This is a genomic window from uncultured Streptococcus sp. (assembly GCF_938036805.1).
In the GTDB taxonomy this organism is placed as follows: Bacteria; Bacillota; Bacilli; order Lactobacillales; family Streptococcaceae; genus Streptococcus.
Genome location: NZ_CALHWC010000058.1, coordinates 1 through 26,579, shown reverse-complemented (window position 1 = coordinate 26,579; position 26,579 = coordinate 1). Strand labels below are relative to the sequence as shown.

The 26,579-nt window shown below is 38.8% G+C and carries 16 protein-coding genes and 3 pseudogenes; 7 read left to right on the top strand and 12 right to left on the bottom strand.

Annotation, left to right across the window (positions count from 1 at the left end; genetic code table 11):
* Window positions 1-138: 138 nt before the first annotated feature.
* The 4 genes from Q0191_RS02455 to Q0191_RS02440 all read right to left on the bottom strand — a co-directional run bounded on the left by Q0191_RS02455 (window position 139) and on the right by Q0191_RS02440 (window position 8,913).
* The gene (locus Q0191_RS02455) at window positions 139-3,249 is read right to left on the bottom strand and encodes a DNA polymerase III subunit alpha (RefSeq protein ID WP_297663523.1); all 3,111 of its coding nucleotides are present in this window, start codon (window positions 3,247-3,249) and stop codon (window positions 139-141) included.
* A 322-nt stretch (window positions 3,250-3,571) separates the two neighbouring features.
* Window positions 3,572-4,576 (bottom strand): catabolite control protein A, encoded by a 1,005-nt coding sequence (gene ccpA / locus Q0191_RS02450; protein WP_297663520.1) that lies wholly within the window; start codon window positions 4,574-4,576, stop codon window positions 3,572-3,574.
* Window positions 4,577-4,804: 228 nt separating this feature from the next.
* On the bottom strand, window positions 4,805-7,651 hold the full coding sequence (ppc, locus tag Q0191_RS02445) for a phosphoenolpyruvate carboxylase (protein WP_297663518.1): 2,847 nt from the start codon (window positions 7,649-7,651) through the stop codon (window positions 4,805-4,807).
* Between the two features lie 47 nt (window positions 7,652-7,698).
* Window positions 7,699-8,913 (bottom strand): cell division peptidoglycan polymerase FtsW, encoded by a 1,215-nt coding sequence (locus Q0191_RS02440; protein ID WP_297663516.1) that lies wholly within the window; start codon window positions 8,911-8,913, stop codon window positions 7,699-7,701.
* A 227-nt stretch (window positions 8,914-9,140) separates the two neighbouring features.
* Here Q0191_RS02440 and Q0191_RS02435 point away from each other — a divergent pair, with 227 nt between their 5' ends.
* The 5 genes from Q0191_RS02435 (at window position 9,141) to lysS (ending at window position 13,695) form a co-directional block, all read left to right on the top strand.
* Complete coding sequence (locus Q0191_RS02435) at window positions 9,141-9,986, top strand: glycoside hydrolase family 25 protein (protein WP_297663513.1); 846 nt, start codon at window positions 9,141-9,143, stop codon at window positions 9,984-9,986.
* 132 nt (window positions 9,987-10,118) lie between these two features.
* Window positions 10,119-10,961 (top strand): DUF368 domain-containing protein, encoded by an 843-nt coding sequence (locus Q0191_RS02430; RefSeq protein ID WP_297663511.1) that lies wholly within the window; start codon window positions 10,119-10,121, stop codon window positions 10,959-10,961.
* The gene (locus tag Q0191_RS02425; RefSeq protein WP_297663509.1) at window positions 10,961-11,437 is read left to right on the top strand and encodes an aminoacyl-tRNA deacylase; all 477 of its coding nucleotides are present in this window, start codon (window positions 10,961-10,963) and stop codon (window positions 11,435-11,437) included. Before Q0191_RS02430 ends, Q0191_RS02425 begins: the two co-directional genes overlap by 1 nt.
* Window positions 11,438-11,470: 33 nt before the next feature.
* The gene (locus Q0191_RS02420; RefSeq protein WP_297663508.1) at window positions 11,471-12,112 is read left to right on the top strand and encodes a histidine phosphatase family protein; all 642 of its coding nucleotides are present in this window, start codon (window positions 11,471-11,473) and stop codon (window positions 12,110-12,112) included.
* 92 nt (window positions 12,113-12,204) lie between these two features.
* Window positions 12,205-13,695 (top strand): lysine--tRNA ligase, encoded by a 1,491-nt coding sequence (gene lysS, locus Q0191_RS02415; RefSeq protein ID WP_297663506.1) that lies wholly within the window; start codon window positions 12,205-12,207, stop codon window positions 13,693-13,695.
* Between the two features lie 164 nt (window positions 13,696-13,859).
* On the opposite strand, the pseudogene Q0191_RS02410 reads toward lysS, so the two are convergent.
* From Q0191_RS02410 to Q0191_RS02385, 6 genes and pseudogenes are all read right to left on the bottom strand, one after another.
* Window positions 13,860-14,441: pseudogene (locus tag Q0191_RS02410) on the bottom strand (IS30 family transposase); the annotation flags it as partial.
* Between the two features lie 168 nt (window positions 14,442-14,609).
* Window positions 14,610-16,445 carry a UvrD-helicase domain-containing protein gene (locus tag Q0191_RS02405; RefSeq protein WP_297663501.1) on the bottom strand — a complete coding sequence of 612 codons (1,836 nt, stop codon included), beginning with the start codon at window positions 16,443-16,445 and terminating at the stop codon, window positions 14,610-14,612.
* Window positions 16,438-18,483: an ATP-dependent endonuclease gene (locus tag Q0191_RS02400; protein ID WP_297663498.1), complete on the bottom strand. Its 2,046-nt coding sequence runs from the start codon at window positions 18,481-18,483 to the stop codon at window positions 16,438-16,440. The genes Q0191_RS02405 and Q0191_RS02400 overlap by 8 nt, the downstream gene beginning before the upstream one ends.
* 3 nt (window positions 18,484-18,486) lie before the next feature.
* Window positions 18,487-23,187, bottom strand: a complete 4,701-nt coding sequence (locus Q0191_RS02395) for a type ISP restriction/modification enzyme (RefSeq protein WP_297663496.1) — start codon at window positions 23,185-23,187, stop codon at window positions 18,487-18,489.
* A gap of 101 nt (window positions 23,188-23,288) precedes the next feature.
* Window positions 23,289-23,494, bottom strand: a pseudogene (locus Q0191_RS02390) (transposase); the annotation flags it as partial.
* A gap of 33 nt (window positions 23,495-23,527) precedes the next feature.
* Window positions 23,528-23,806 (bottom strand): annotated as a pseudogene (locus Q0191_RS02385) (IS30 family transposase); the annotation flags it as partial.
* On the opposite strand from Q0191_RS02385, the gene Q0191_RS02380 reads away from it, so the two are divergent.
* A complete protein-coding gene (locus Q0191_RS02380; protein WP_367170156.1) occupies window positions 23,787-24,302 on the top strand; it encodes a transposase in 516 nt (171 codons plus the stop codon). The pseudogene Q0191_RS02385 and the gene Q0191_RS02380 sit on opposite strands and share 20 nt — an antisense overlap.
* Complete coding sequence (locus tag Q0191_RS10475; protein WP_367170155.1) at window positions 24,303-24,473, top strand: transposase; 171 nt, start codon at window positions 24,303-24,305, stop codon at window positions 24,471-24,473. It abuts the gene before it with no gap.
* Between the two features lie 76 nt (window positions 24,474-24,549).
* Here Q0191_RS10475 and Q0191_RS02375 read toward each other — a convergent pair whose 3' ends face one another.
* Both Q0191_RS02375 and Q0191_RS02370 read right to left on the bottom strand, forming a co-directional pair.
* Entirely contained in the window at window positions 24,550-25,806 is a 1,257-nt protein-coding gene (locus Q0191_RS02375; RefSeq protein ID WP_297663495.1) for an ABC transporter permease, read from the bottom strand.
* Window positions 25,806-26,504 (bottom strand): ABC transporter ATP-binding protein, encoded by a 699-nt coding sequence (locus Q0191_RS02370; RefSeq protein ID WP_048763610.1) that lies wholly within the window; start codon window positions 26,502-26,504, stop codon window positions 25,806-25,808. The genes Q0191_RS02375 and Q0191_RS02370 overlap by 1 nt, the downstream gene beginning before the upstream one ends.
* Between the last annotated feature and the right edge of the window lie 75 nt (window positions 26,505-26,579).

The window sequence follows — 26,579 nt, the reverse complement described above, 5'->3', positions numbered from 1 at the left end:
AGCATTCATACCAGGGGCATCTCCACCACTGGTCAAAACAGCAATACGTTTCATTTCGTAATGTGCTCCTTTATCTTTTTAACATTCTTATAGATTATACCACAATCAGAATAAAAATTCTCTTATTTTCCTGATTTTTTACCGAAAAACCGTTTTCATGCTGTAATTTTCTAGTTCAGCTTGAAGTTGGTCTGATTTTTGAACTTGAAAGCCTGATGCAGGAACCGTTTTCTTGTCATTCTCATAGCGTAGCACCACGGGAATATCCCCAGGGTATCGCTGCAGGATCTCCGCAATCTGCCTGTCGTGACTAGTATCAGCTAATTGGATCCAAAAGCGTTCTGAGCTTGCTTTTTCCACCTCTGCTAGAACCATCTGTAGTCGGCCATCCCTCTCCTGAATTTTTCCAGTCAGATAGTAATAGCCTTTTTCTTGGATTAGTTGAGCAAAGCGGCGATAAACTTCAGGGAATAAAGTAACATCTAACTTTTTCTTGGTATCTGTCACTTGCATAAAGGCCATGTTTTCACCATTTTTTGTGCGAATAACCTTGATAGACTGGACTTCAACTAGAATGGTCGCCTTACTATTATCGGCCAACTCTTCAATCCATACAAAAGAACGATCGGCTTTCTTGGCTAGGCTAATGAGTGGATGGTCACTAAGCCCAATTCCAATCAAGGCTTGCTCCTGCTCAAACTTTTCTGCAGCAGTAAAATCCTCGGCATCCGTCCATGAATAGCTAGTATCAGCAAATAAACTTCCCAGCTCATCTGCAAAGACAAAAAGATTCGGTAGATTGTGCAAAATCTTCTGGCGATTGGGCTCAAAAACATCAAAGAGTCCCAATTGCACCAATGGACTTAAAAGCGGCAACTTATGATAACTCTGAGGCAGGCGTAAAATGAAATCTTCCACACTGCTAAAGGGATGCTTTTGACGCTCTTCTATGATCCAGAAAGCAAAATCCCTTGGCAAGCCCTTAATATTTTTCAAACCAAGATAGATTTTCCGCTCCTGAAACTTATCTTTATAGGGAATGTTATGGATGGTCAAGGGAGCTAGCTCAAAGCCAAATCCAAGTGCATCCGTGATATAGTCCGAGCTCGAGTAGTTTAGCATAACATCAAAGAAGATGTCTGGATAGTGAGCCTTGAAATAGGCCAGCTGAAAAGCTAGAGCCGAGTAAGCATAGGCGTGGCTACGGTTGAAGCCATAGCCGGCAAATTTCTCCATGACCGCAAAGACTTCCTTGGCCTTGGTCTCTGAGTGCCCCAATCTGACAGCTCCCCTGACAAATTCTTCCTCCATTTTATGCATTTCAGCAGCATTTTTCTTGCCCATCGCCCGTCGTAAAATATCAGCCTTCCCCAGACTAAAACCACCAAAACGCTGGGCGACCTGCATGACCTGCTCTTGGTAAAGCATGATGCCATAGGTTGGAGCCAAGATATCCTCCAAGCTCGGATCAATCATCTCCACGCGCTCGCGACCATGCTTGCGCTTGACAAAGTTATCAATATAGTCACTAGCTCCAGGACGATTGAGAGAGGTGGTAGCCACTACTTCTTCAAACTGGACGGGTTGGACTCTTTTCAAAAGACTGATGGCACCCGCTTGTTCAAACTGGAAAATCCCCTTGGTATTACCCGCTGCAAAGAGGCGTAGAGTTTCCTCGTCCTCCAAGTCAATGCGAGCAATATCAATATCAACTCCGTATTTGTCTAGAGCCGCTTCTTTCATCCGCTGGACAAAGGTTAAATTGCGCAGGCCCAGAAAGTCCATCTTGAGCAGTCCATTGCTTTCGACACCGTGGGCATCGTACTGGGTGAGATACATATCCTCCCCGTATTTTAAGGGGATTTGATTGGTCAAATCATCGTTGCTCATGACGACACCTGCCGCATGGATTGAGGTCTGGCGTGGATTTCCTTCGATTTTCTTAGCAATTTCAAAGGCCTTCTGGTATTCTAGTTTGCTATTGATAATCTGACGAAAAGCTATATTTCGCTCATAAGCAGTGGTTAAGTTGTCTCGAAAGCCGATTTTTTTGGTCATATTGGTCAGCTCGTACTCTGGCAAACCAAAGCGCTTAAAGACATCTCGGATAGCCTGCTTGGCTCCAAAGGTTGAGTAGGTCACAATCTGAGCCGCATGCATGCTACCATAACGATCTCGGACATAGCGGATAAACTCCGGCCGATACACATCGGGAATATCAATATCAATATCGGGCATGGTATAGCGTTCTAGGTTTAGGAAACGTTCAAACAGCAGGTTCTTTTCTACTGGGTCAATGCCTGTAATTTCCAAAGCATAGGCTACTAAACTACCAACTGCAGAGCCACGTCCCATCCCCATGTAATAACCTTGACTGCGGCCAAAGCGCAGCAAATCCCAGACGATGAGAAAATAATCATCAAAACCCATCTGATGAATAACATCCAGCTCCTGATCCAGCCTTGCTTGATAGACTTCACCTGCAAGCCCCCGCTTGGCTAATCCTGCCTCAGCTAACTCCCGCAGCTCCTCCACAGCAGGACGCTCAGGATTGAAGCGCGGAAGTTTCAACTCGGTGTTGATTTCATAGTGAACATCAGCTATCAATTTCTCCAAGTTAGTCAAACTCTCTGGAAAGTTTTCAGCGAAAGCTTCTTCTAAAGAGGCTGGCGCTAATAAAAATTCATGGTTTGACAGATGGCCGACCTCTCGCAAGCTGATATTATCCCGAATCGCCCTCAACATCTGCAAGGTTTCCAAGTCTCCCTGCTCAAAATAACGAACCGTATGTAAGGGCAGGACTGACCTAGTCAATTCCTGCCTAGGCGTATCTGGAAAGACCCCAACATAAAAGTCTAGACCAAGATCTAGTTGATCCACGCCCTCAAAGATTGGTACAATCAGAGCCAGCCCTTTAAAAAGATGTTGAAAGTCTTCCCAATTTTGACGATTCATCATTTTTAGAGTCGAAATCTTCATCAAATTGCGATACCCCTGACTATCCAAGGCTAGCAGTCTCAGATTGAGAGGATTTCCATCTTTATAAATTTCCATTTCCAGACCTAGCAAGGGCTGAAGTCCTGCCGCTTTTGCCTCCTCTAGAAAATGATAAGCCCCATAAAGATTGTCCACATCCATCATGCCCAAACTTTTGTAGCCCAAGTTCTTGGCCCGTTGAACATATTTTTTGATAGAGACTAAACTATCCATAAAGCTATAAACAGTCTTGGTATCTAGTTGCGTAATCACAAAATTCTCCTTGATACAGCTACGATAAATGATGCCTACTAGTAAAAAGAAGACAGAAAAAATGCGTTTCCACTTCTTTATTTTTTCGTTTTACTGAAAATCTATCCCAAGCTCTAACTAGCCTATTTCTTCTTAACCTTCGTCAGTCAAGTAAGTAGAACAAGAACTAATTTCAGCATTCCTGCTTCTATTATACCTAAATTTCTGTAAAGAAGAAACTCAGAGTCTCTTATATTCGGCGACTGTGTTTAACCAAAATAAAAAAACGAGACAGAACTAAATTCTTTCAAAATTTAATTCTGTCCCATTCCGTATCAATTTATTATTTACGAGTTGATTTACGTTCATTGATCGTATGAGCTAGGAGAACCTCACGCTCTTCCAACTCTTCTTTATGCATAATCTTCGTCAGCATCCGCATACTAATCGCACCGATGTCATACAGAGGTTGTCCGATAGTAGACAGATTAGGGCGAGTAAAGCGAGCGATTTGCGAATCATCGCTAGTAATGATTTCAAAGTCTTCAGGAATACGAACACCTCGATCAGCCAAACCATTAAGCAAACCTGCTGCCAACTCATCTCCGGTCACAAAGGCCGCCGTAGCCTTTGAAGCAATCAAACGTTCAGCTAGGTGATAACCATCATCGTAGCTATACTTAGACTCGAAAACCAAACCTTCGCTGTATGAAATTTTCTTACCCTTCAGAGCTTCTTTGTAGCCAGACAAGCGGATTTTACCATTGATATCATCTACCAAAGGACCGCTAACAAAAGCAATTTTCTTGTTGCGCTTAGCCAATAGTTCCACAGCATCAACCGTTGCCTGTTTATAATCAATATTGACACTTGGTAACTGATGCTCTATATCCACCGTGCCCGCTAGAACCACTGGTGTCCGTGAACGTGAAAATTCTGAGCGAATTTTCTCTGTCAGATGGTAGCCCATAAAAATAATACCATCTACTTGCTTAGAGAAAAGGGTATTAACAACCGAAACTTCCTTGTCATCATCTTCATCGCTGTTTGCCAGGACGATATTGTACTTATACATTTCGGCAATATCATCAATCCCTTTGGCTAAAGTAGAGAAGTAACTATTCGTGATATTGGGAATTACAACACCAACAGTGGTCGTCTTTTTGCTGGCCAAACCACGGGCAACTGCATTAGGACGATAGTCAAGACGTTCAATTACTTCTAGTACTTTTTTTCGTGTATTTTCTTTTACATTCTTGTTACCATTTACAACTCGGCTGACTGTCGCCATTGAAACTCCCGCTTCACGGGCGACATCATAAATGGTTACTGTGTCGTCTGTGTTCATATAGTTTCCTTTCTTTTGTTGAAAATATCGTTTTCATTTTTCTACACTTATCATTGTATCACTAATTGTAAACACTTTCAAGTATTTTAGCGCACAGATATGAAAACTTTTTCATTTTTTATTTACACGAATCGCAAGAAATGAGTTATTGATTCAAAATAGTTTAAACTCAAAAAAAATCGGCTCAAAAGCCGATTTTTATTGATATCATTTAAAGCTGCCTGTGCATCAACCAGAATTTCGTAGCCCTGTCGCAATTCCATTGATGGTAATGTGGATCAAACGTTCTTGTTCTGGTGAAAGTTCTCCTCGGCGCTGACGCTTGATCAGCTCAAGCTGGATATAGTTCAAAACATTGAAATAAGGCATCCGATAGTTCAAACTATCCTTGAGATAGGCATTTTCTGCTAAGAGCTCGTCATGGCCTTCAATCGCTAAGATAACATCCTTCGTTAGCTGCCATTCGTCTAGGATTGTATTGAAAATATCGCGTACATTTTGGTCTTCACAAAGTTGCGCATATTCAAAGGCAATATTCATATTGGATTTGGATAGCACCATATCGACATTTGATAGGAGGGACTGGAAGAATGGCCATCTCTGATACATAAATTGAAGGAAGGCAAGATTCTTTTCAGGATCTTCATCGATAAATTCTTTGAAGCTAGAGCCAACGCCATACCAACCAGGGAACATAACCCGACTTTGAGACCATGAGAAGACCCAAGGAATGGCTCTCAGACCGCCAATTTCAGTGATCGTTTTACGGGCCGCTGGACGAGAACCGATATTAAAGCTAGAAATGGCCTTAATAGGACTAGACTCAAAGAAATAGTCATAGAAACGTTCGTCGCCAAAGACTAGGTCGCGATAGATTTGGTAGCTTCGATCGACCACTCGATCCATCACTCTCTCGTATTCATTGGTCGTATTACTATCACTCTTCTTAGAGCTTATCATGCGGTTAATAGCCGCAGATACGAGCATTTCCAGATTATAGTAAGCAGCATCCTTGTTGCCGTATTTATTACCAATGACCTCTCCCTGCTCTGTCAGGCGGATACGATCATTGATACTTCGCAATGGTTGTGAAGTGATTGCCTCATAAGTTGGGCCACCGCCACGACCGACAGTTCCTCCACGACCATGGAAGAAGGTAATCTTGACGCCAAACTTATCACCGATAGCTGTCAGTTGTTGTTGAGCCTTGTAAAGTGTCCAACATGATGATAAATAGCCACCATCCTTGTTACTATCTGAGTAACCCAGCATGATTTCTTGATAGTTGTTTTTAGAAGCAATCCATTTTTGAGCAATTGGCAGAGACAGATATTTCTCCATAGTATCGCAGGAGTTATCCAAGTCCTCAATCGTTTCAAACAGAGGAACAATCTGCACACGCGCACCTTCTTCATCAATCAAGCCGACTTCTTTGAGCATAATCGCCAGCTCTAGCAGATCTGATACGCTAGTCGAATGGGAAATAATATTTTGCTTGATAACATCTTCGCCAATCGCATCCTTAAGCTGACGAGCCGTCTTGAAAATCTCCAATTCTTTTTGTAGAAGTTCAGATTTAGGTGCATGAGTGGCTGACAAGATCCGTGGATCCTCCAGAAGCTGCTTGAGGAGAACTTGGCATTTTTCTTCCTCTGACAAGCTGCTGTAATCTTTCACAATATTAGCAGAAGCCAAGAGCTCCGCCACACAAGCCTCATGAACACTGGAATCCTGACGCATATCAATGCTGGCCAAGAAGAAACCAAAAATGTCTACTGCTTGTAGCAATTCAGTAAGTTCTCCAGTCACCAGAGCTTGTCCATTGTGCTCCAGCAAAGAATCACGAATAACAAGGAGATCTTCCTTAAACTCTTGCGCATCTTTATAAGATGGAAGTTGTTCTTTTCGTAATTCATCCAAACTACCACTAAGTTTAGACTGGATATAATTTGGAATGATCTCTCTACCATTATGGCTGACCGAAGTGGCTGAATTTGCATGCAGGACTGCTTCAGCTTTATCAGCTAAACGGTGCCCTTCACCGGAGAAATTACCTTCTTTCAGATAAAGTAAGGTCTGAATCAACTTGGACTGAATATAATGAAAGGCACGGCGATAAGGCTCATTTTCCCGATAAACAGACTTGTCGCTTGACAAAGCTGCCATCTTGGCTACAGCTTCACTTGTTTCTGAAAGATTAGTAGACAGGGAGAAGTTACGATAGAGCGTATAAACCTTGTCAATGTAGTAATTCAGAATAACTTCGCTCTGTACCGTTGCAGACAATTTCAGAGTTTCAGCAGTTACAAATGGATTTCCATCGCGGTCGCCACCAATCCACATTCCCATGGTGATCGGCTTTGGATTTTCCAAATGAATCCCTTTTTCTTCTGCTAAGCGTTTATACTCTAACATCAGGTTCGTGATTGCTTGAAGAAAAGAACTATTATAGTATTCCATAACGTTAGTAATTTCATTGGTCACCTTAAGTTTCTTTTCCCGAATCATGTCGGTCTGCATCATCAGCTCGATATAGCGACGGAGATTAGCTAACCATTTCTTCTCGTTCACCAGACCAGCTTTAACATCACGATGCTGGCGCAAAAGTGTATGAATATGATTTGTCAAATCCAACATAGTCTTGCGCTGAACCTGAGTCGGATGAGCAGTCAAAACAGGAACAACATTTAGATTTTCCAGGATTTCTTGTGCATTTTCTCGTGTTGAAACCAAATCAATCGTCGTCGAAAGCTTACCAAGGTAGTCTTGGTCGATATTATTTTGATGATTGATCTCATAAGCCAAATCGACATCTTCTGAGATATTGATGAGCAGAGGTAAAATAGCAAAATAGCGTGAGATATAGACCATATCATCCGTGGATAATTCTTCTACTACTGCTTTCAGCTCTTGGTATTTAGATTGAACTGCTAGTTCTTCAATCATGGAGATTTTAGCAAAAGTGTCAGGACTGAGAATATCCCGGGTAATATCTACCAACAAGTCCGTTAAAATAGAAACCTCTTCCCGAATCACTTCTTTATTGCTATAATTTTCTAATTTTGTAAATGACATTATTTACACCTTTCTATTGTTCAAGAGCCAACACATCAAAAGAGTTTTTAAGACTGTTCCACTTCTAATTCCTGATACATCGCATTGCGCCGCTCATTGGCATCAATATTTAAAATAAAGGCAATGGCAACGGATAGGACCAACAAGCTATTTCCTCCTTGGGACAAGAATGGGAAGGTTACACCCGTTGAAGGAATCAAACCTGAAATACCACCGATATTGACAAAAGTTTGCATCAAGATCATGCCACCAAGTCCCAAGGCCATCATTGAGTTGAATGGATCCTTAGCCCTTGTACCCACGAGAATAATCCGTAAAATCAAGAAAAACAAGAGAGCTAAAATCAAAGTAGCTCCAAAAAATCCGACTTCTTCAATGACAATCGAAAAAACAAAGTCAGTATGGGCTTCTGGTAGATAGCCACGTTTTTCGATGGAATTTCCCAAACCTAAACCAAACCAACCACCATTGCTCATGGCATAGTAGGAGTTGGCCAACTGGTGACCTGAGCCAGACAAATCATCAAAAGGATTGAAAAAGGCACTAAAACGCTTTGCGACATATCCAAAAATAGGAACTTGCTCAACACGCTTGACACCTATCAACCAAATACTCGCTAAAACTGCTGCCGACCCTCCTACAACAGCACCAAGCATGGTCGAGAACCATCTGTAAGCAATTCCGCTGGTGGAAATTACAATCAAAACTGTTAAGAGCAAAATGGTCGCATTTCCTAAGTCGGGCATGATAACCACAAGACCAATCAAGAAAGCAACAATAACCCGCCAATCAGTAACGGCACGCGGAATCAACTGATTAAAGGTGATTGCTTGATAATCATATACTTCTATTTGCTCTTGTTTCTTAGAAAACTGTAGGGCCAAATACCAGACCAAAATAATCTTCAGGTATTCTGCCGGCTGAGCAGTAACTGGGCCGATTTTGAGCCAACCGTGTGCCCCATTGATCGTTCCTGTGATAAAGCGTGAGAGTAAAAGCAGAATAATTTCAGCTATGATAACAAACGTAATCACTCCTGGCCTCTTCAGAAAATCCAGCTTCATTCGGTAAATAATCCCAATCATCACCAAGCTGAAGAGCCAAAAACCTGCTTGAGTGGCGACCATTCGAAAACTATTGAGCCCATTTTGAATGAGGATGGGACTCGTCGTGGAATAAACGACAATCAAGCCAATGCCAGATAACAGCATGTACGGAATCAAAATTGAGTAATTCAATAAATGCTTTTTGTCAATTTTCATATTTCACCATTTAATTTCTAAAATTCAACCTTCATTATACCACCTTTTGACTCGAAAAAAAAGCATTAGGGTGGCATCAATAGATATTTACTTATTTATCGCCTCAAATATCCAATTATTTCAAATTGTTTTATCTTCTATTGCAATCAGATTACATTTTCGTATTTCGCTGGAAATATAGATAAATACTTTGCTTTTCTATTTATTTTACGTTACAATGAAACAGTATGAGAAAAAGGATTAAACCGCTTGCACTCTTGCTATTTTTTGCTTGCTTTATTCTATATATTGTCATAAGCAAACACCATCTTGATGTGCAAATTAAACAAGCCCAAACAAAAAAATCTCAAGTCAGTCAGGTGACAACCAAGAAAAAAAAGGAGGAAACTCCTTCAGACGAACCTGAGGAAGAATTGCTTAATAAGCCTATCGTTGACCTTTCCGGTTGGCAATTGCCCAGCGAAATAGACTATGACACCTTATCAACAAATATTTCTGGTGCTATCATTCGCGTGCATAGTGGAGCTCAAGCAAAAAAAGAAAATGTTGCCACTCATTTAAATGGACTTGACAAATCATTTGCTACCCATATCCAAGAGTTTCAAAAACGGGGGATTCCTGTGGCTGTGTATGCTTATATAGCAGCAGGCAATATCAAAGAAATGGAAAAAGAAGCTGAAAGCTTCTACAAGGCATCTTCGAAATATAAACCTACCTTTTACTGGCTTGATGTTGAAGAAAAGACCATGGGCGACATGAACGCAGGAATTGAGGCTTTTCGTGCCAAACTTGAAAGTCTTGGAGCTCAAAATATTGGTATCTACATTGGTACCTATTTCATGGAAGAGCACAGTATCTCAACTGAGAAATTTACTGCCGTTTGGATTCCAACTTATGGTTATAATGACGGCTACTATAATGCTGCTCCAAATACTGAACAACCCTATGACCTACATCAATATACCTCAGAAGGTAAATTGGAAGGTTTCCCACATAACCTAGACCTCAATCAGCTCTCTCCTGTACAGGATAAAAAAGAGACCTATAAAAAATTATTTTCAACACCAAACTAAAGTAGATGCAAGATGACTGTTAGGAAATCTTGCATTTTTTTCTCTAGCCAAGATATTTTTCTTGCTTTTTTCAGAAAAGTATGTAGCTTTATGGTACAATAGTCTAATGAAAAAGACTTGTAGGGAGATATTATGATTTCATGGATTGCTAGGATGTTAAAAGGAATGATTATCGCACTTGGCTTCATCCTACCTGGTGTGTCTGGCGGTGTATTAGCCGCGATTTTAGGGATTTATGAGCGAATGATTCGCTTTTTAGCCCATATCAAAGAAAATTTTGTTGAGAATGTTCTCTACTTCACTCCTGTAGCTATTGGGATGGTTTTAGGGATTGCAGCCTTCTCTTATCCGGTCAATCTCTTGCTGGATAATTACAAGGTTATCGTTCTCTGGGGCTTTGCTGGAGCAATCATCGGTACCATTCCCAGCTTGATTAAAGAATCCGTCAAGGAATCCGACCGAGATCGAGCTGATACTATTACCTTCTGGCTTAGTTTCATCTTGTCGGGCGTCTTCCTCTATTCACTGAATGGAATGGTGGGAACACTGCCAGCTAACTTCTTATCCTTTATTTTAGCGGGTGCCCTTATCGCTTTAGGAATCTTGATTCCGGGACTCAGCCCTTCAAATCTGCTATTGATCCTAGGGCTCTATACTCCCATGCTGACAGGATTTAAACACCTGGATTTATTTGGTACCTTCCTGCCAATCGGCATCGGTGGCGCTCTGGCTCTGATTCTCTTTTCAAAAGCCATGGATTACATTTTGAAGCATTATCATTCCCGCGTTTACCATTTTATCATTGGCATTGTATTGTCTAGCACCTTGCTCATTGTTCTCCCTCAAAGTGGCAACAGTGAGAGCATTAGTTATGCAGAAGTATCCATTTTCACACTCGTCCTTGCTGCCTTTTTCTTTGGACTAGGCATTTGGTTAGGAATTTGGATGTCCCAATTAGAAGAGAAGTATAAATAATGGCAAAAAAGACAAAACTAAAAAAAACACTGGTCGAGCAAATTTTAAACAAGGCAAAAATTGAGCACCAAGGCTTGCAAATTAATGCTTTGGATGATAACCTAACTGAAGAATTTGACCGCTCACTCATTTATAAAACACTGGCTTTAAACGGAGATAAAACAGGAACAGTCATTGGGATTCTCCCCATCACAGAACATCTGTCGGAAAAGAAATTAGCGAAAATTTCAGGCAATAAAAAAGTTAGCATGATTCCGCAAAAAGATTTAGAAAAAACGACTGGTTACATCCATGGTGCCAATAATCCTGTCGGAATTCGCCAAAAGCACTCCTTCCCAATTTTCATTGACCAAACGGCTCTAAGTCGCGAAAGAATCATTGTTTCTGCTGGTGAGGTCGGCCGTAGCATCCAGATCAAGGCTCAGGACTTGGCTGACTTTGTTCAAGCACAGTTCGCGGACTTGAAAGAGGACTAAGTTTTTAGCTTCAAAAGAAAAAAGGATCTTGATATGAAATTGTATTTTATCCGACATGGAAAAACCGAATGGAATCTCGAAATGCGTTTCCAAGGGGCAAGCGGAGATTCTCCACTGCTTGAAACCTCTATTGACGAGCTCAAGCGCTTGGGCAAGAACTTGTCAAACGTTCAATTCGATAAAATCTACTCCAGCGATTTGCCGCGCGCTTACCGTTCTGCAGAGATTATCCAAAGTGAAAACCAGCATCAAACCGACATTGTTTCGACTCCTGAACTAAGAGAGTGGGCTCTTGGCAAGCTAGAAGGTAGGGAAATTGCTAGGGCTAAAGCTGCTTATCCTCAGCAGATGTGGGCCTTCCGCCACGATCTATCCCAGTTTGATCACCAACTATTTGGAGCAGAATCCGTTGATCAAACTACCCAGCGGACAATTTCCTTCGTCAAGTCTCTCAAAGGGAAAGATTTTCAAAATGTCTTGATTGTCGGGCATGGAGCTAACCTAACTGCTAGCATTCGTCGCCTGCTCGGTTACGAAACATCTTTGCTCCGTAAGGACGGAGGCTTGTCCAACGCTAGCGTCACCATTTTGGAAACAGAGGACTTTGACTCTTTCAAGTTACTTGCTTGGAACAACTTAGACTACTTGTCAACAGATGAAACTGCGAATCTTTAAACATCGCAGTTTTTCTATTTTTATCAATAATTATTGCTGAATTTCCTTTTATTTTGTGATAAAATAGAAGGGAAAGCCTTAGGAGGAAGAAAATGACTACTGAACATATTGAAGAATTAAATGACCAGCAGATTATTCGCCGTGAAAAAATGGCCGCGCTGGCTGAGCAAGGAATTGATCCTTTCGGAAAACGTTTTGAACGTACTGCAAATTCTGCTCAACTTAAAGAAAAATACAGCGACAAATCCAAAGAAGAATTACATGAATTGAACGAAACAGCAACTATTGCTGGTCGTTTGATGACTAAACGTGGAAAAGGGAAAGTCGGCTTCGCCCACATCCAAGACCGTGAAGGCCAAATCCAGATTTACGTTCGTAAGGACGAAGTTGGTGAAGAAAACTATGAGATTTTCAAAAAGGCTGACTTGGGTGACTTCTTGGGAATTGAAGGCGATGTGATGCGCACAGATATGGGAGAACTCTCTATCAAAGCAACGCATATTACTCACCTTTCAAAAGCTCTGCGTCCCCTTCCAGAGAAATTCCACGGTTTGACAGATGTGGAAACCATCTACCGCAAACGTTATTTGGATTTGATTTCCAACCGCGAGAGCTTTGAGCGCTTTGTCACTCGTTCAAAAATCATCTCAGAAATTCGTCGCTATCTTGATGGACAAGGCTTCCTTGAAGTTGAAACACCTGTTCTCCACAACGAAGCAGGCGGCGCTGCTGCTCGTCCATTCATTACTCACCACAATGCTCAAAACATTGATATGGTGCTACGGATTGCAACTGAGCTTCACTTGAAACGCCTTATCGTCGGTGGTATGGAACGTGTCTATGAAATTGGTCGTATCTTCCGTAACGAAGGGATGGACGCCACTCATAACCCTGAGTTCACATCTATCGAGGTTTACCAAGCCTATGCGGACTTCCAAGATATCATGGACTTGACAGAAGGCATCATCCAACACGCTGCCATTTCTGTAAAAGGAGATGGACCAGTCAACTACCAAGGTACTGAGATCAAGATCAACGAGCCATTCAAACGTGTTCATATGGTGGATGCCATTAAAGAAATCACTGGCGTAGACTTCTGGCAAGATATGAGCTTTGAAGAAGCTGCTGCCTTGGCTAAGGAAAAGAAAGTGCCAGTTGAAAAACATTATACTGAAGTTGGACACATCATCAATGCTTTCTTTGAAGAATTTGTCGAAGAAACCTTGATTCAGCCGACATTTGTCTATGGCCATCCTGTCGCTGTGTCACCTCTGGCCAAGAAAAACCCAGAAGACCCACGCTTCACGGACCGCTTTGAGCTCTTTATCATGACCAAAGAATATGCTAACGCCTTCACTGAGCTGAACGATCCAATCGATCAATTATCTCGTTTTGAAGCACAGGCAAAAGCTAAGGAACTGGGCGATGACGAAGCAACTGGTATCGACTATGATTACGTTGAAGCCTTGGAATACGGTATGCCACCAACTGGAGGCCTCGGTATCGGTATCGACCGGCTTGTAATGTTGCTGACAGATGTGACTACCATTCGCGATGTATTGCTTTTCCCGACTATGAAGTAATCGGCTCTAAAATTATTGATTTGACGGGCTTTGTGATTGGAAAACTTACCATCTTACCAAAAATTTACCAGAAATTATTTATAGGATTGTAAAACTCTATAAAGACTTACAGCTTCTCTTGGACTTTTCCAAGGGATGTTTTTTGATTTTTGAGACTTGAATTGTCAAATTAAGTGCACAATTTCACCATGAAATACTTCATAAGGAGTATTCCAGTTGAGACACTTTCGTGGTCTATTATTTAGTTTAGCTTCCCACAGCTGAATGGTGTGCTCGTCAATAAATGTTAAGTCGCTCCCTTTGGGAAAATATTCTCGTAGTAATCCATTGGTATTCTCATTGGTTCCTCGGTGCCAAGGCGCATGAGGATCTGGGAAATAGACTTCTACCTTTAATTTGTCAGTCAAGTCTTGATGATTCGTGAATTCTTTTCCTCTATCTGGAGTGACAGTTTCTTTCGGCAAGGGCTCCAACATTTGTACCATAGCCTCTATGACAACCGCTAGCTTCTTGATTTTAAGAAAACGAGAATAACGATCCGTTAGAGTAACTAGACAAGCTTTTCCAGTTTTTCCTGCAACGGTGTCTGCTTCCCAATCACCGATCCTAGTTCGCTTGTTTGCTTCTTCGGATCTTTCGTGAATGGTATGAGAAACAGGAAATTTCCCTCTGTTTTCATCATGACCTTTCGTATGGCGTGTTTTCCCACGATGACGAAGTTTGCGAATCACACCGCGAGCACCATATTTTACTAAAAAATCTTATTGGTTTTTATTGTGCACTTATATTGTATATTCAAGGATAAAAAAACTGACAGCAGAATTTCTACTGTCAGTTATGTTTTTCCGAAAAATGATGATTTTTTGGAAAGATATTAAGTAATTAAGTAATTCAGTATACGTGAACTAACATTCCTATGAACTTTCCATCCATCCAGCACTTTTAAAAACATTTAATAAGTTTTCATTCTCTGTTACTTTGTATTCTGGAATCCCTATACAGATAAGATGAGTTGGTCTACTTAGAGCAACATAAGCAAGTTTAAGAGCCTTTTCTGTTTCTTTCTCCATATCACTTTTATCTTGTGGAAGTTCAACATAATTTTTAGTCAAATATTTTTCGAGTAATTGAAGCATAGAATAGCTAGTGGAACTATCACCATAACCAGTAGAAAACTCTGAATCCAACATTAGCAAAGTTGCCTTGTGAGTCTCTCCTTTCACCGAATGTATGGTAGCTAGACTTATATCTTCACCGTCATTATATACTGACTGGTCTGATATAGTTTGTGAGCCATTAGAGAAATTAGATTTCAGCAACTCCTTAATCTCAATACATAAACCATAATTATTTTGCAACAGTTCTTTATCAATTACAAGTCCATCAAGAAGTTCACTTAACTCATCAATTATTTTCTCATCATTATCATTCCTCAGTTCTTTAATAATTTTAAATGCCTTTATTCTAAATTCATCTTTGTTTAAGCTATCTTCAAAGTCGTTATCAAAATATTTTGATAATGACTTTAGCAAAATACTCGAAAATAACTCAAAATCACTCTTATAATTTGTATTCTTTGTGACAGCACGATTATATCTTTCACCAAAAGTGTTTTCCAAATCCCTGTGTAGAGCTGATACAATAACTTTAGGTTTTCTTGATTTCTTAAAAGTTTCATTCTTATCTTCTAATTCATCAATTAACAATCTATATTTCTTTATCAAATCATCTCCATCTTCGTAAATAATAAAATACGGAGAGAAGGAAGTATGGTTAGTAGTTGATTTAAAATCATCGTATTTCACAATACAAACATTTTTTACAACATCTACAATAGTTTCGCTGAATCGTGAGGTTTTGGAAATACGCTTCTCCCTAGAATCGTCGACTTCCCACGCCAATTCTGTATCACCACCCCAAATATTGTAGATTGCTTGATAAGGATCTCCAAACTTTTGAACGATTACAGAAGTATTATCAAATAATGATTGGAGTAATTCAAATTGAAATTTACTTGTATCCTGTGCCTCGTCTAATAACAAATAAGCAAATCTTTTAGAGATTATTGCTTTAAATATTTTGTTATACTGTTCAATATACCAATTTGACAGTTCCAGACAACAATGATTTGTAATAATACCTAATTTAAATAACCTATTTATACTAGTATTAAAAGCGTTGTTATATTGTTTATTTTTTCCACCAACCTTAGATTCTACTCTCACTGGATTTCCCTCATGCAAAAAATTCCATTTATCTATTTTTCCAGCTGGATTGGGTAATTTCTCGGGAACTGATTTAACACTACCTTTTTCAATCAAAGTTTGATAATATCGAACAAACTGTTTATCAAATTTTTCTCGGAATATTTCATCATCAAGCACTCTCATTTGTTTATCACCTAGAATCAAATGAAATGCTTTCTTAGCAAAAAATGTATTGAAAAAATCTTGAATTGTTCCAATAAAATGAGGATTTTTGATTTCTTCAACACCGAGCTTTTTTAAACTCGATTTTATTTCATCAACAGCAACATTTGTATGAGTTAGAACGCAGATGCCTTGTCCAGAACCTTTCAATTGTTCCAATAGTATTTTAATGCGTGCAGTAAGAACTGTGGTTTTTCCTGTCCCAGGTCCAGCGACAACATCCATATCATTGTTCTCATAGATAACGGATTGCTGTTCCTCAGAAAAATGACATCCAGATGGGAGTAAACTTTTCTCAATTGATGCTATTAATTCATTCATCAGTACATCCCTCTTCTTCATTTATCTGAGCAGCATGTTTAATCGCATCAACTAAATATTGAGTGTACTTATTGGATAGTACTTCTGATTTTAGTTGCTCTTTGCCTTCATTATCTAAATTTCCTATTTCAATCGCCAACTTTTGTGCAACGATTGCTTTAGATACAACTTTATCATTCAAAGACTTAAATACATTGTATGCTAGCTCAGCGCTGATTGATTCACTACCATCGGTAAACAGATTATTTATTTTATCAAATTTTTCTTTATTAGTAGTACTATAGGGTTCCTTATATCTTGTTTCATGAATAGATTTCCAAAGCAACTTTACTAACGGGCTCTTTGCTAAACTATATTCTAATGTCCATTCGGGAGCAACGAAGGTTTTAGAATTAGCATTATAATCGTCATATTTTTGGATAATTGTATCATTTTTTATTCTTATGAGTTCTTCAATGTGCTCTTCATTCAAATCTTTAACAACTTTATTTTCTAATTGGGATTCATCAAAATTTTGCTTGAGTCCAAATCCATCTATTAGATTTTTTTTTGTAGAAAATATTGTCCCATAAGGACGGTCTTCTTCAGGTAAATCAGATTCTAGGTTCAATTCACTTGAAATCTGTTGAAATTCAATTTGATTTCCTATTATGTATACTTTTCCAGATGTACCTTTATCCTTATAATATTCCAGTGGTCTAACATCTACATCAGTTATAATAGAAATAGGTAATTGAATCCTATCAGCTCCACTTCTTGAAAATAGTTTAATATACCGTTCAAAGGCTGTATTCCCTATATTAACTATTGAAATCCCATATTCATGTAAAGGATAGCCTATTAGCTCAGCAAATGTTGGTAAAAGCAAATTTTCTGCGTCACCCTCCACAAATATTAATCCTTTTGCAAAAAATAAATTACTCTTTGTCGCATCCAAAAATCTCTCCAAAAATTCATAATCTTCTGTTTTTAACAAAGTTTCTGATTCTGCCATTGAAAACGCTTGATTATTATATAGCAAAATAAGATTTTTAGGATTTATAGAAGAAGCTAGATTGGTACTGTGTGTTGTTAGAATAAATTGGGTAGAGGAATTACTCTCCATATGCTTAATCAATCGAATCTGAGCTTGTGTGTGAAGATGAGCTTCTATTTCTTCGATCAATGCAATTCTAGGACCAATATAATTACTACCATCTCTCATCAGAAGCAATTCAACTGCTATATATAAAAGGTTAGAGTTCCCTAATCCTAAATTGACACTTTCAGTATCTAAACTTAGTCGTGATAATATAGAATAAATATTAGCTTCTGAGACATTAAAGGCAATCTTACTTTTTTCAAAATCATTTTTATCATAAAAGGTTTCTAGTTGATTCATAATTAACTGAACCACATTATGTTCATCCTTAGAGAAAAATTCTTTTACCTCTCCATTCGCCTTATCAACAATATCCAGAAGTTCTTGTTTTCCACTTTCACCAACCTGAGGATGGGCAGAAAGAATGTTTGATAATCGAGAATATGGACCCGGCCGTAACTCCCTCTGAGCATCCCTCAGTGGCTTCAAATAAATTGCTCGTAACAGCTGCCTTCTTTCACTATCAATAACAGTTTCTGAATTATAGTCACCACCATAGATTTTCCTATCAAAATATTCATTTCCATTAGGATTTTTCTTTTTGGTAACCTTTAAAGTTACTTTTAATAATGGTTTGGCATCTTGAGTGAATGAAATCCACTCTAAAAACTTCGCAGCCTCTTCATATGAAAGATCTGTAAAATAACCTACTATTTTCAATTCTTCTTTGAATGTTTTTCCATCGCGTGTATAGAAATCTGTATCTGAAATTCTATCATAGTCATCACTCAACGTACCTAGCAGTAATTTAATACCATCAATAATCGCTGTCTTTCCCGCATCATTCTCACCTACTATCAAGTTCATGCCTTTTTGAAGATTCACAATTAGGCCAGGAGAATCATCATTTGATTTATACTTCCGAAAATCCCAATATTCCACCTTTTCTAAAAACATACCCTACTCCTCCACCTCAAATTTAGGCAAACTATTGATTAAATCAACAGTTTGGATAGATACATTGATGATTCTCAAAAGTAAATTGAAGATGTACTTTTCATCATCACTATACTCATTTGGATCATCAGTAATTCCAGATTTTTTATCAATTTTGACTTGATACTGATCTATAATCCATTCAATAGCAGAGCGCCCATTTACAACATATTCATACGCTTTTTCAGGAATATTACTGACAGTGATGTCGCTGTTAAATATGATTGTAGATAGATCATTTACAGATTTTCCTTTTTCATCACGCTTTTTAGCGAATCTCATCTTGGTTACTTTGTAACTTGGATTCCCTGCTGTCGTAATTTCAACTCCATCATAGACAGGAACTTCTTCATAGTTAAGATGCAAGTTAATCAATTTCTGACCAACTTCAACATACTTTTCTTTATTCTTAACAATGGGAATTCGAGCTAAGTCTTTCTTCAAATCATTAGCATACTTCTCTTGATATTCTTTAGAGTTGAGCAACCCATAAACATAGGCAAAAGTGTCATCCAAATTCAATCCCAGCTTATCAGAAAACGCTTGATTCATATTATCATTGTTTTGGAACAATGACGTTTCATCAACTTCGTTGTCAAAACGCATAAAATGTTGTCCTGTATCCATTGTATGTAGATTAGGCATTAAATTAGTTATTAAAGTAGAAAAGGGACGAGATATACCCTTTCCAGTTGTCATAATAACTAGATTATTTTTCCCGAATTTTCTATGCCACTGTCCAGGCCTTTCAATAACATCGCTACTATAATACAAGTATTTTTTTGTGAAAGGTCGGTACATTGATTCGATTATATTATCCTTCGAGAATTGTATTCTTTTTGACTTTAAGATTGAATCTTCTAATTTAACTGACCACTTAATAAAGTTATCATTTCTATTCAGTATCGACTTCCGGTTTTCAGGAGCTATGATTTCTGTTCTATCTACTTCTAAATTATAGTTATTAATTAATCTTTCAGCATTTTCTTTTGTTTTCTGTTTTGAAAAATTGTATACCCACAAATCTCTCGCTGTACTAATACCAACTGCATTGCTGTTAAAGACAGAATTAATCTCTCCAGCTAGATTATCATATTTCTGATAATTCGGATCTCTCTGATTGAGCCAATCATTATTTTCGTCTGGTAGAATAGTTGACCAATCAATGGATGATATATCAGTGAAGTCTTCGATAATTTTCAACTTATCCTTTTGTGACAGGTAATCACCAATGTCATGATAGTGAAGTTCATGACTATCTGAGCCATCTTTTACTAGAATTGAAATTGCTACAGGAGTACGACTACCCGAACCAAAGATTTTCCCGCCTTCTTTTCGGGATTGTTCTCCTAGTGTTCTCTGGTCACCACGGAGATTAAAAATATAAAGATGATTAAATTCTTCGTAAAGTCCAGCACGTAAACCATCAGCAGAATTCGTATTGAGATAGTTTCCATTCGTTACAAATCCAATCACTCCTTGATTTTTAAGGCGATCTGATGCCCAACGAAAAGCTTTGATATAAGAATCATATAATCCTTTTGTGAGACCTGCATTAGATTTAGCTACATAGGTCTCTGCTAAGCGTTTATCTAATTTTGGATACGAGATATTTTGGTTATTGTCATTTTGACTGTTTTGTCCAATGGAATATGGTGGATTACCAATGATAGCAGTAATTGGTTTTTCCTGCTGGCGTTTTAAACGTTTGTCATTAGTACCAAAGAATGAGTCATCAAGCGTATCTTCTGTTTCTGTTGATTCAAAGGTATCCGTTAAAACAATACCTTCAAATGGTGTATATGCTTCATCACCATTAATTTCATCAAATACAGCTTCAATATTAATGGCAGCAATGTAATAGCTTAGAAGAACAATTTCATTAGCATGCAATTCTTGTGTATATTTTCTTAAAATGTCATCAAAGGTAATTTCACCACTATCCATCAGTGATTTCAAGTAATGCAATGTTCTAGTGATAAATGTTCCAGTTCCAGTAAATGGATCCAAAATATGAACATTTTCACTCGCTAAAGTCTTACTAAAGTGCTTTCTCAAGACTACATCGACTGATTTGACAATAAAATCTACAACTTCTACAGGAGTAAAGACGATACCTAATCTTTCTGTGGTTGATTTGAATCCTGTAGAAAAGAATTTATCGTATAGAGTAATAATGATTTTCTGCTTAGCTTGGGCGTTATCAATCCCCTCTGCACGTAAACGAACTGAATCATAAAATGGTTGTAACTCTTTCTGCTCTTTTTCAAAACCAAATTGTGATAATTCTTCTACAATTTGTTCCATCGCAGAACTTACTGGATTGTTCTTAACAAAACTGTATTCTCCAAAAAGTGCATCAAAAATTGGTAAAGTGATTAAGTGTTGCGCTAACATCTCAATCGCTTGACTTTGGTCAATTGATTCATTGATATTGTGTTGAAGGCTTTGAAGAAATTTTTCAAAAGCAGATTTACTATCAGAATTTTGTTCTAAGATGAACTCAATTCCTTGAATGTGACGTCTCGCAATATCAGCTACATCTTTAGACCAATCCTCTAGATAACGTCTATCACCGACCTTTTGGACAATTTTACCATAGATTGCCCCTTCGACAGCTTCCCATTCAAGTTCAAGTTCTGTTTGGTAAGCAACTATTGGCTCTTTCACATAACTATCATTGAAATTAGGATCGTCTGGTGCACCACCAACCCCAATAACTTGGATATTTTTGGGTTTTTGTTTATTTAATTCCAATTTATTAACTGTAGCTTCAAAACGTTCATCTACTGAACGTAGTGCGTTTAACACCTGCCAAATAACATCGTATGTTTTATTGTTATCGAGAATTGTTTCTGGTGTCTCACCTGCCGGAACTACAATTGGTAGAATAATGTAGCCATATTCTTTTCCTTCGAATTTACGGATGATTCGTCCGACAGCCTGAACAATATCTACCTGTGATTTTCGAGGAGACAGGAAGATAATAGCATCAAGGTTAGGAACATCAATCCCTTCTGTTAGGAAGCGAACATTTGATAAAATACGTGCTGAATCTTCAGGTATATTATCACTTGCTAACCAATCTAATGCTTCATTTTTTTCAAGGGCATTCATGCTACCATCAACATGACGAACATTTACGGAGTATCCTTCATCACTATTAAGGTATTCATTAACAACATTTTCAAACTGAGTTGATAGTCGTTTACTATCTTCGATAGTCCGAGAGAAGGCTATAGCTCTTTGCATTGGTTCTCCAGAAACTTTATCTGCAAAACTTTCTCGTTTAATCATTCCATTCCAAACACCAATGATACGCCCCACATCATCAATATTCAATCCATTCTCTGAATCAGCAAGAGCTTTTTGCATATCTTTCTGAACAACTGTTTCATCAACTGCTAAAACCATCAGTTTATAATCAGTAAGAATGTCATGACTAATAGCATCTCCAAAACCTAAACGATAGAACACACTACCATATAGGCTTTCATCATCCATACTAGAAATAATGATTGAGTTTTCTTCTGCTTTTTTCTTAGCATCAGTACCATATAATTTTGGTGTTGCTGTTTGGTAAAGGCGCTTCGCCCCCTTTACATTTAGATTACTATGTACCTTTGTAAACGCTGATGCTTCATCTCCTAAAGCTTTCGCTCCAGTAGTACGGTGGGCTTCATCAGCGATAATTAAATCAAACTCTGGAAAACCGTCCTTTTGAGCTTTTCCAAGAACGTCAATTGACTGGTAAGTCACAAAAACAACTAATAGTTCTTTTTTGGGTCTAGTCATTAATTCCAAATAGTTCTCAACAACCTTTTTTGAAGAAGTTGTTGCTGGATATCCAATGTCACTGGCTTTGATAGCTATATTGGACTCATCTTGCTTGACAGTGCCACGACTAGCATTTCTATCACTGGTAACTGCCATAGAAGACATTGTCATTTCTGTATCATTATTCCACCCTCTCAAGGTTTGCGTAAGTAGTTGAATACTAGGTACTAGATAAAGAATAGTGTATTGTTCCTTAGAGGCATCTCTTGCCATTGCTTCAGCAATTTTTAGACTCGTAAAAGTCTTACCAGTTCCAGGCGCCATTATAAGTTGTCCACGATCATTTTCTGTAAAATGATTCAATGCAGACTGAATTGCACTTTCTTGATAATATCTTAACTTCTTTTTAGCTTTTACAGCTACTACTTCTGGTGATTCAAAAGAAAATTTTGACCAATCAATCTGAGAATTTCTTAAATCTGAAAGCCCAATACGAATAACATCACTACGATCTGCTAGAGCTTTTTCAGCATTTTTGCCCCATTTATCGGTTGAAGCAACAATAATACCTGATTCGTAATAATCTTTTCCAAGCTCCCCTAAAAAAGAATCAATATTAGATTTTTTGATACTATGATTATAGAATTTTGCCTGAATCGCTACTAATTCACCAGTAAATTTTTCAGCAACTAAGTCTACTCCAAGATCAACTTTAGGTATTCCAAATTCCTCTGGAACATCTGCTAGCATCCATACATTCTTAAACTCATTCTGGTATGTTGGTTCATTTTGAAAATAGGCACGAGCCAAATATTCAAAATATGTCCCTCGATCTCTCTGCGTTTCAGCAAGTTCATTAATTTGTGCAACTAGATTATCAAAAGTCATAATTTCTCCTTTAGCTATTATCCAAGGTCTGCTCAATTATTGAACATGTTAAAACTATTATAAACTTTTTTGAGTTCGAATTGTCAAATTAAGTGCATAATTTAACCATAAAATACCTCATAAGGAGTTTTCCAGTTGAGACACTTTCGTGGTCTATTATTTAGTTTATCATCCCACAGCTTAATGGTATGATCGTCAATGAATGTCAAATCACTCCCTTTGGGAAAATACCCTCGTAGTAATCCATTGGTATTCTCATTTGTTCCTCGTTGCCAAGGCGCTGAGGATCCGGGAAATAGACTTCTACTTTTAATTTGTCAGTCAAGTCTTGATGATTCGTGAATTCTTTTCCTCTATCTGGGGTGACAGTTTCTTTCGGCAAGGGCTCCAAAATTTGTACCATAGCCTCTATGACTAGTTTACTTTTCTTGACCCCTACCTTCTTGATTTTAAGAAAGCGAGAATAACGATCCGTTAGAGTAATTAGAAAAGCTTTTCCAGTTTTCCCTGCAACCGTGTCTGCTTCCCAATCACCAATCCTAGTTCGCTTGTTTGCTTCTTTGGGTCTTTCTTGAATGGTATGAGAAAAAGGAGGCCATATGAAAAATGGCCAACTCAAGGCTGCTTATAATCTTCAAATCGCTACTGAAAATCAATTTGTTCTTCACTATGATGTCTTCTCAAATCCGACAGATACCAAGACTCTTCTGCCCTTACTTGAAACCTATCCGCATGACATAAAGACAGTTATCGCAGATGCTGGATATGGAAGTGAAGAGAACCTCCTTCGTTTAGATGAAAAGGAGGTGAACCATCTGATTAAATATGCCATGTTTGATAAGGAACAGAGGAAAGGGTATAAACAGTCGGCTAGAAACTTAGCGAATTGGCACTATGATGACAAGGAGGATAGCTACACACATCCTGACGGCTGGTGCTATCGTTTTCACCATATCAAACATCAGAAAACACAGACGGACTTTCAACAGGAACTCAAGGTTTACTACGCTGATGAGCCTGAGTCAGCCCCTCAAAAGGGACTGTATATTAACGAACGCTATCAGCACTTAAAAACGAAAGAATGCCAGGCGCTTTTATCTCCCGAAGGTAGATAGATGTTCGCTCAACGTAAAATTGATGTGGAACCTGTTTTTGGGCAGATAAAGGCTTGTTTGGGTTACACGAGATGTAACCTAAGAGGTAAGCGTCAAGTGAGAATTGACATGGGATTGGTACTCATGGCTAATAATCTCCTTAAATACAATAAGAGAACGAGTCAAAATTAAAAGCTAGAGTTCCGCCATTGGGAATCTCTAGCTTTTTTATGGCTGAGAACTATTTTGTCCCAGCCTCTTGATGACATTATTCATATCTCAGCGCTTCAATCGGATCTAGTTTAGAGGCTTTATTAGCCGGCAAGATACCAAAGACGATACCAACCATGGCTGAGAAGACAAGGCTTCCAACTGCTGCAGTGACAGAGACAACCGGTGGGCCTCCAAATACGTTTTCAGGCACGACTGCAGCTAGCAGAGCATTGATTCCGTAGGCAAGGCTAAGACCAAGCAGGCCACCAATAAGGGTCAATACCATGGATTCAATCAAGAACTGCGTGAGAATATTTCCACGCGTTGCTCCAATAGCTTTTCGCAAACCAATTTCCCGTGTTCGCTCTGTAACGGATACCAACATGATATTCATCACACCGATACCACCAACAAAGAGGGAAATTCCTGCAATAGCTCCGATAACACCAGTCATCGTTCCTGTGATTTGATTGTACTGCTCCAGCAAGGTATCCATATTCAGGATTTGATATTCTCCTTGACGAGCCCCTGATAAAGCCGTCAATTCTTTGGCTGCTTCCACACCAACTTCGTTGATGCGATCCACTTCTGGTACATAGATATAGACAGTTGCAATTTCATCTGTCTGAAATTCAGAAGCCACCTGTGTATTAGCCATCAAGGCGCTACCTGAGCTCATACTCCTGCTCTGACCAGCATTGGGATCCTTATAGATACCAACAACTCGGTAGTTGCTGTCACCGACTGAAACTACTTTATTCAGGGCTTCTGCACTACTTCCAAACAGGCTGTTCGCCACTGTTTCATCGATCATCATCACATTAGAAAAACTTTGATAGTCACTAGGCAGGAGAGTCCGTCCAGCTAAAATCTCATATTTTCTAATTTTGAAGAAAGTAGCATTCACACCCGTAATGTTGACCTTATCAGACTTCTTGTTTTGATAAGAAAAATCAGCTGTCGAACCATTGGTCACATAATAACCCTTGACTCCATCAATCTTCAGTAGTTCCTTGACCCAAGACTCTTGGACAACAGGTGGTTCTTCTAGTATCTCACTATCTGTATCTGGACCACCACCGGTATCCATCAAGTTGACTCCCATCGTATAATTACTTTTAGTAGGAGAATAAAGCAAGCTTACATACTGTTGTTCTTTGGTGATACTTTTAGTAACTCCCTGTTGCATCCCATTTCCCAGTGCTAAGATGACGACAACAGAAGCAACCCCGATGATAATCCCAATCATGGTCAGAAAAGCCCGCATCTTATGCCCAAGAATGGAACTAATGGCAAATTTGAAATTTTGCATCAATCACGTTCCTCCTTCTCAGCGCTATCTGAAGAGATGACTCCATCACGAATGACAATTTGACGCTTAGCATAGGCAGCAATCTCAGGTTCGTGAGTAACCATGATAATCGTTTTTCCCTCAGCGTTTAGCTCAGTCAAGAGTTCCATGATTTGCTCTCCAGTTTTGGTATCGAGGGCTCCTGTCGGCTCGTCGGCAAGAATAATCGAAGGATTATTTACCAAGGCACGCGCGATAGCAACACGTTGCTTCTGCCCCCCAGACAATTCTGAGGGCAAGTGAGTCATACGAGTACCCAAATCTACTTTTTCTAAATACTGCTTAGCTAGATTTTTTCGACTTCCTTGTGACACCCCCGCATAAATCAACGGGAGTTCCACATTTTGAAGTGCGTTTAATTTAGACAAGAGGAAAAATTGCTGAAAAACGAAGCCGATTTGATTATTTCGAACCTTGGCTAACTTCTTATCACCTAAGTTTGCAACATCTTCGTTTTCTAAAAAATACTCGCCAGTAGACGGGCGATCCAACATCCCGATAATATTCATCAGGGTAGACTTCCCGGAACCAGACGGCCCCATGATAGCCACAAACTCGCCCTCTTCAACTGTCAAATTGATATTTTTTAAGACTTTAAGTTCTTGATCACCATTCCGATAGGTTTTATTAATATTTCGTAGATCAATGAGTTTTTTCATCCGCTTTCACCTCTTGACCATCTTTCAAGCTATCTGTTGGATTGGTGATAACTTTACTATCTTTTGTCAAACCAG

What these genes read in the sequence shown, in the direction of transcription:
- ccpA (WP_297663520.1), bottom strand. Translation starts at nt 4,576, where the DNA reads ATGAACACAGACGACACAGTAACCATTTATGATGTCGCCCGTGAAGCG.
- ppc (WP_297663518.1), bottom strand. Translation starts at nt 7,651, where the DNA reads ATGTCATTTACAAAATTAGAAAATTATAGCAATAAAGAAGTGATTCGG.
- Q0191_RS02440 (WP_297663516.1), bottom strand. Translation starts at nt 8,913, where the DNA reads ATGAAAATTGACAAAAAGCATTTATTGAATTACTCAATTTTGATTCCG.
- Q0191_RS02435 (WP_297663513.1), top strand. Translation starts at nt 9,141, where the DNA reads ATGAGAAAAAGGATTAAACCGCTTGCACTCTTGCTATTTTTTGCTTGC.
- Q0191_RS02430 (WP_297663511.1), top strand. Translation starts at nt 10,119, where the DNA reads ATGATTTCATGGATTGCTAGGATGTTAAAAGGAATGATTATCGCACTT.
- Q0191_RS02425 (WP_297663509.1), top strand. Translation starts at nt 10,961, where the DNA reads ATGGCAAAAAAGACAAAACTAAAAAAAACACTGGTCGAGCAAATTTTA.
- Q0191_RS02420 (WP_297663508.1), top strand. Translation starts at nt 11,471, where the DNA reads ATGAAATTGTATTTTATCCGACATGGAAAAACCGAATGGAATCTCGAA.
- lysS (WP_297663506.1), top strand. Translation starts at nt 12,205, where the DNA reads ATGACTACTGAACATATTGAAGAATTAAATGACCAGCAGATTATTCGC.
- Q0191_RS02405 (WP_297663501.1), bottom strand. Translation starts at nt 16,445, where the DNA reads ATGAATGAATTAATAGCATCAATTGAGAAAAGTTTACTCCCATCTGGA.
- Q0191_RS02400 (WP_297663498.1), bottom strand. Translation starts at nt 18,483, where the DNA reads ATGTTTTTAGAAAAGGTGGAATATTGGGATTTTCGGAAGTATAAATCA.
- Q0191_RS02395 (WP_297663496.1), bottom strand. Translation starts at nt 23,187, where the DNA reads ATGACTTTTGATAATCTAGTTGCACAAATTAATGAACTTGCTGAAACG.
- Q0191_RS02380 (WP_367170156.1), top strand. Translation starts at nt 23,787, where the DNA reads ATGAAAAATGGCCAACTCAAGGCTGCTTATAATCTTCAAATCGCTACT.
- Q0191_RS10475 (WP_367170155.1), top strand. Translation starts at nt 24,303, where the DNA reads ATGTTCGCTCAACGTAAAATTGATGTGGAACCTGTTTTTGGGCAGATA.
- Q0191_RS02375 (WP_297663495.1), bottom strand. Translation starts at nt 25,806, where the DNA reads ATGCAAAATTTCAAATTTGCCATTAGTTCCATTCTTGGGCATAAGATG.
- Q0191_RS02370 (WP_048763610.1), bottom strand. Translation starts at nt 26,504, where the DNA reads ATGAAAAAACTCATTGATCTACGAAATATTAATAAAACCTATCGGAAT.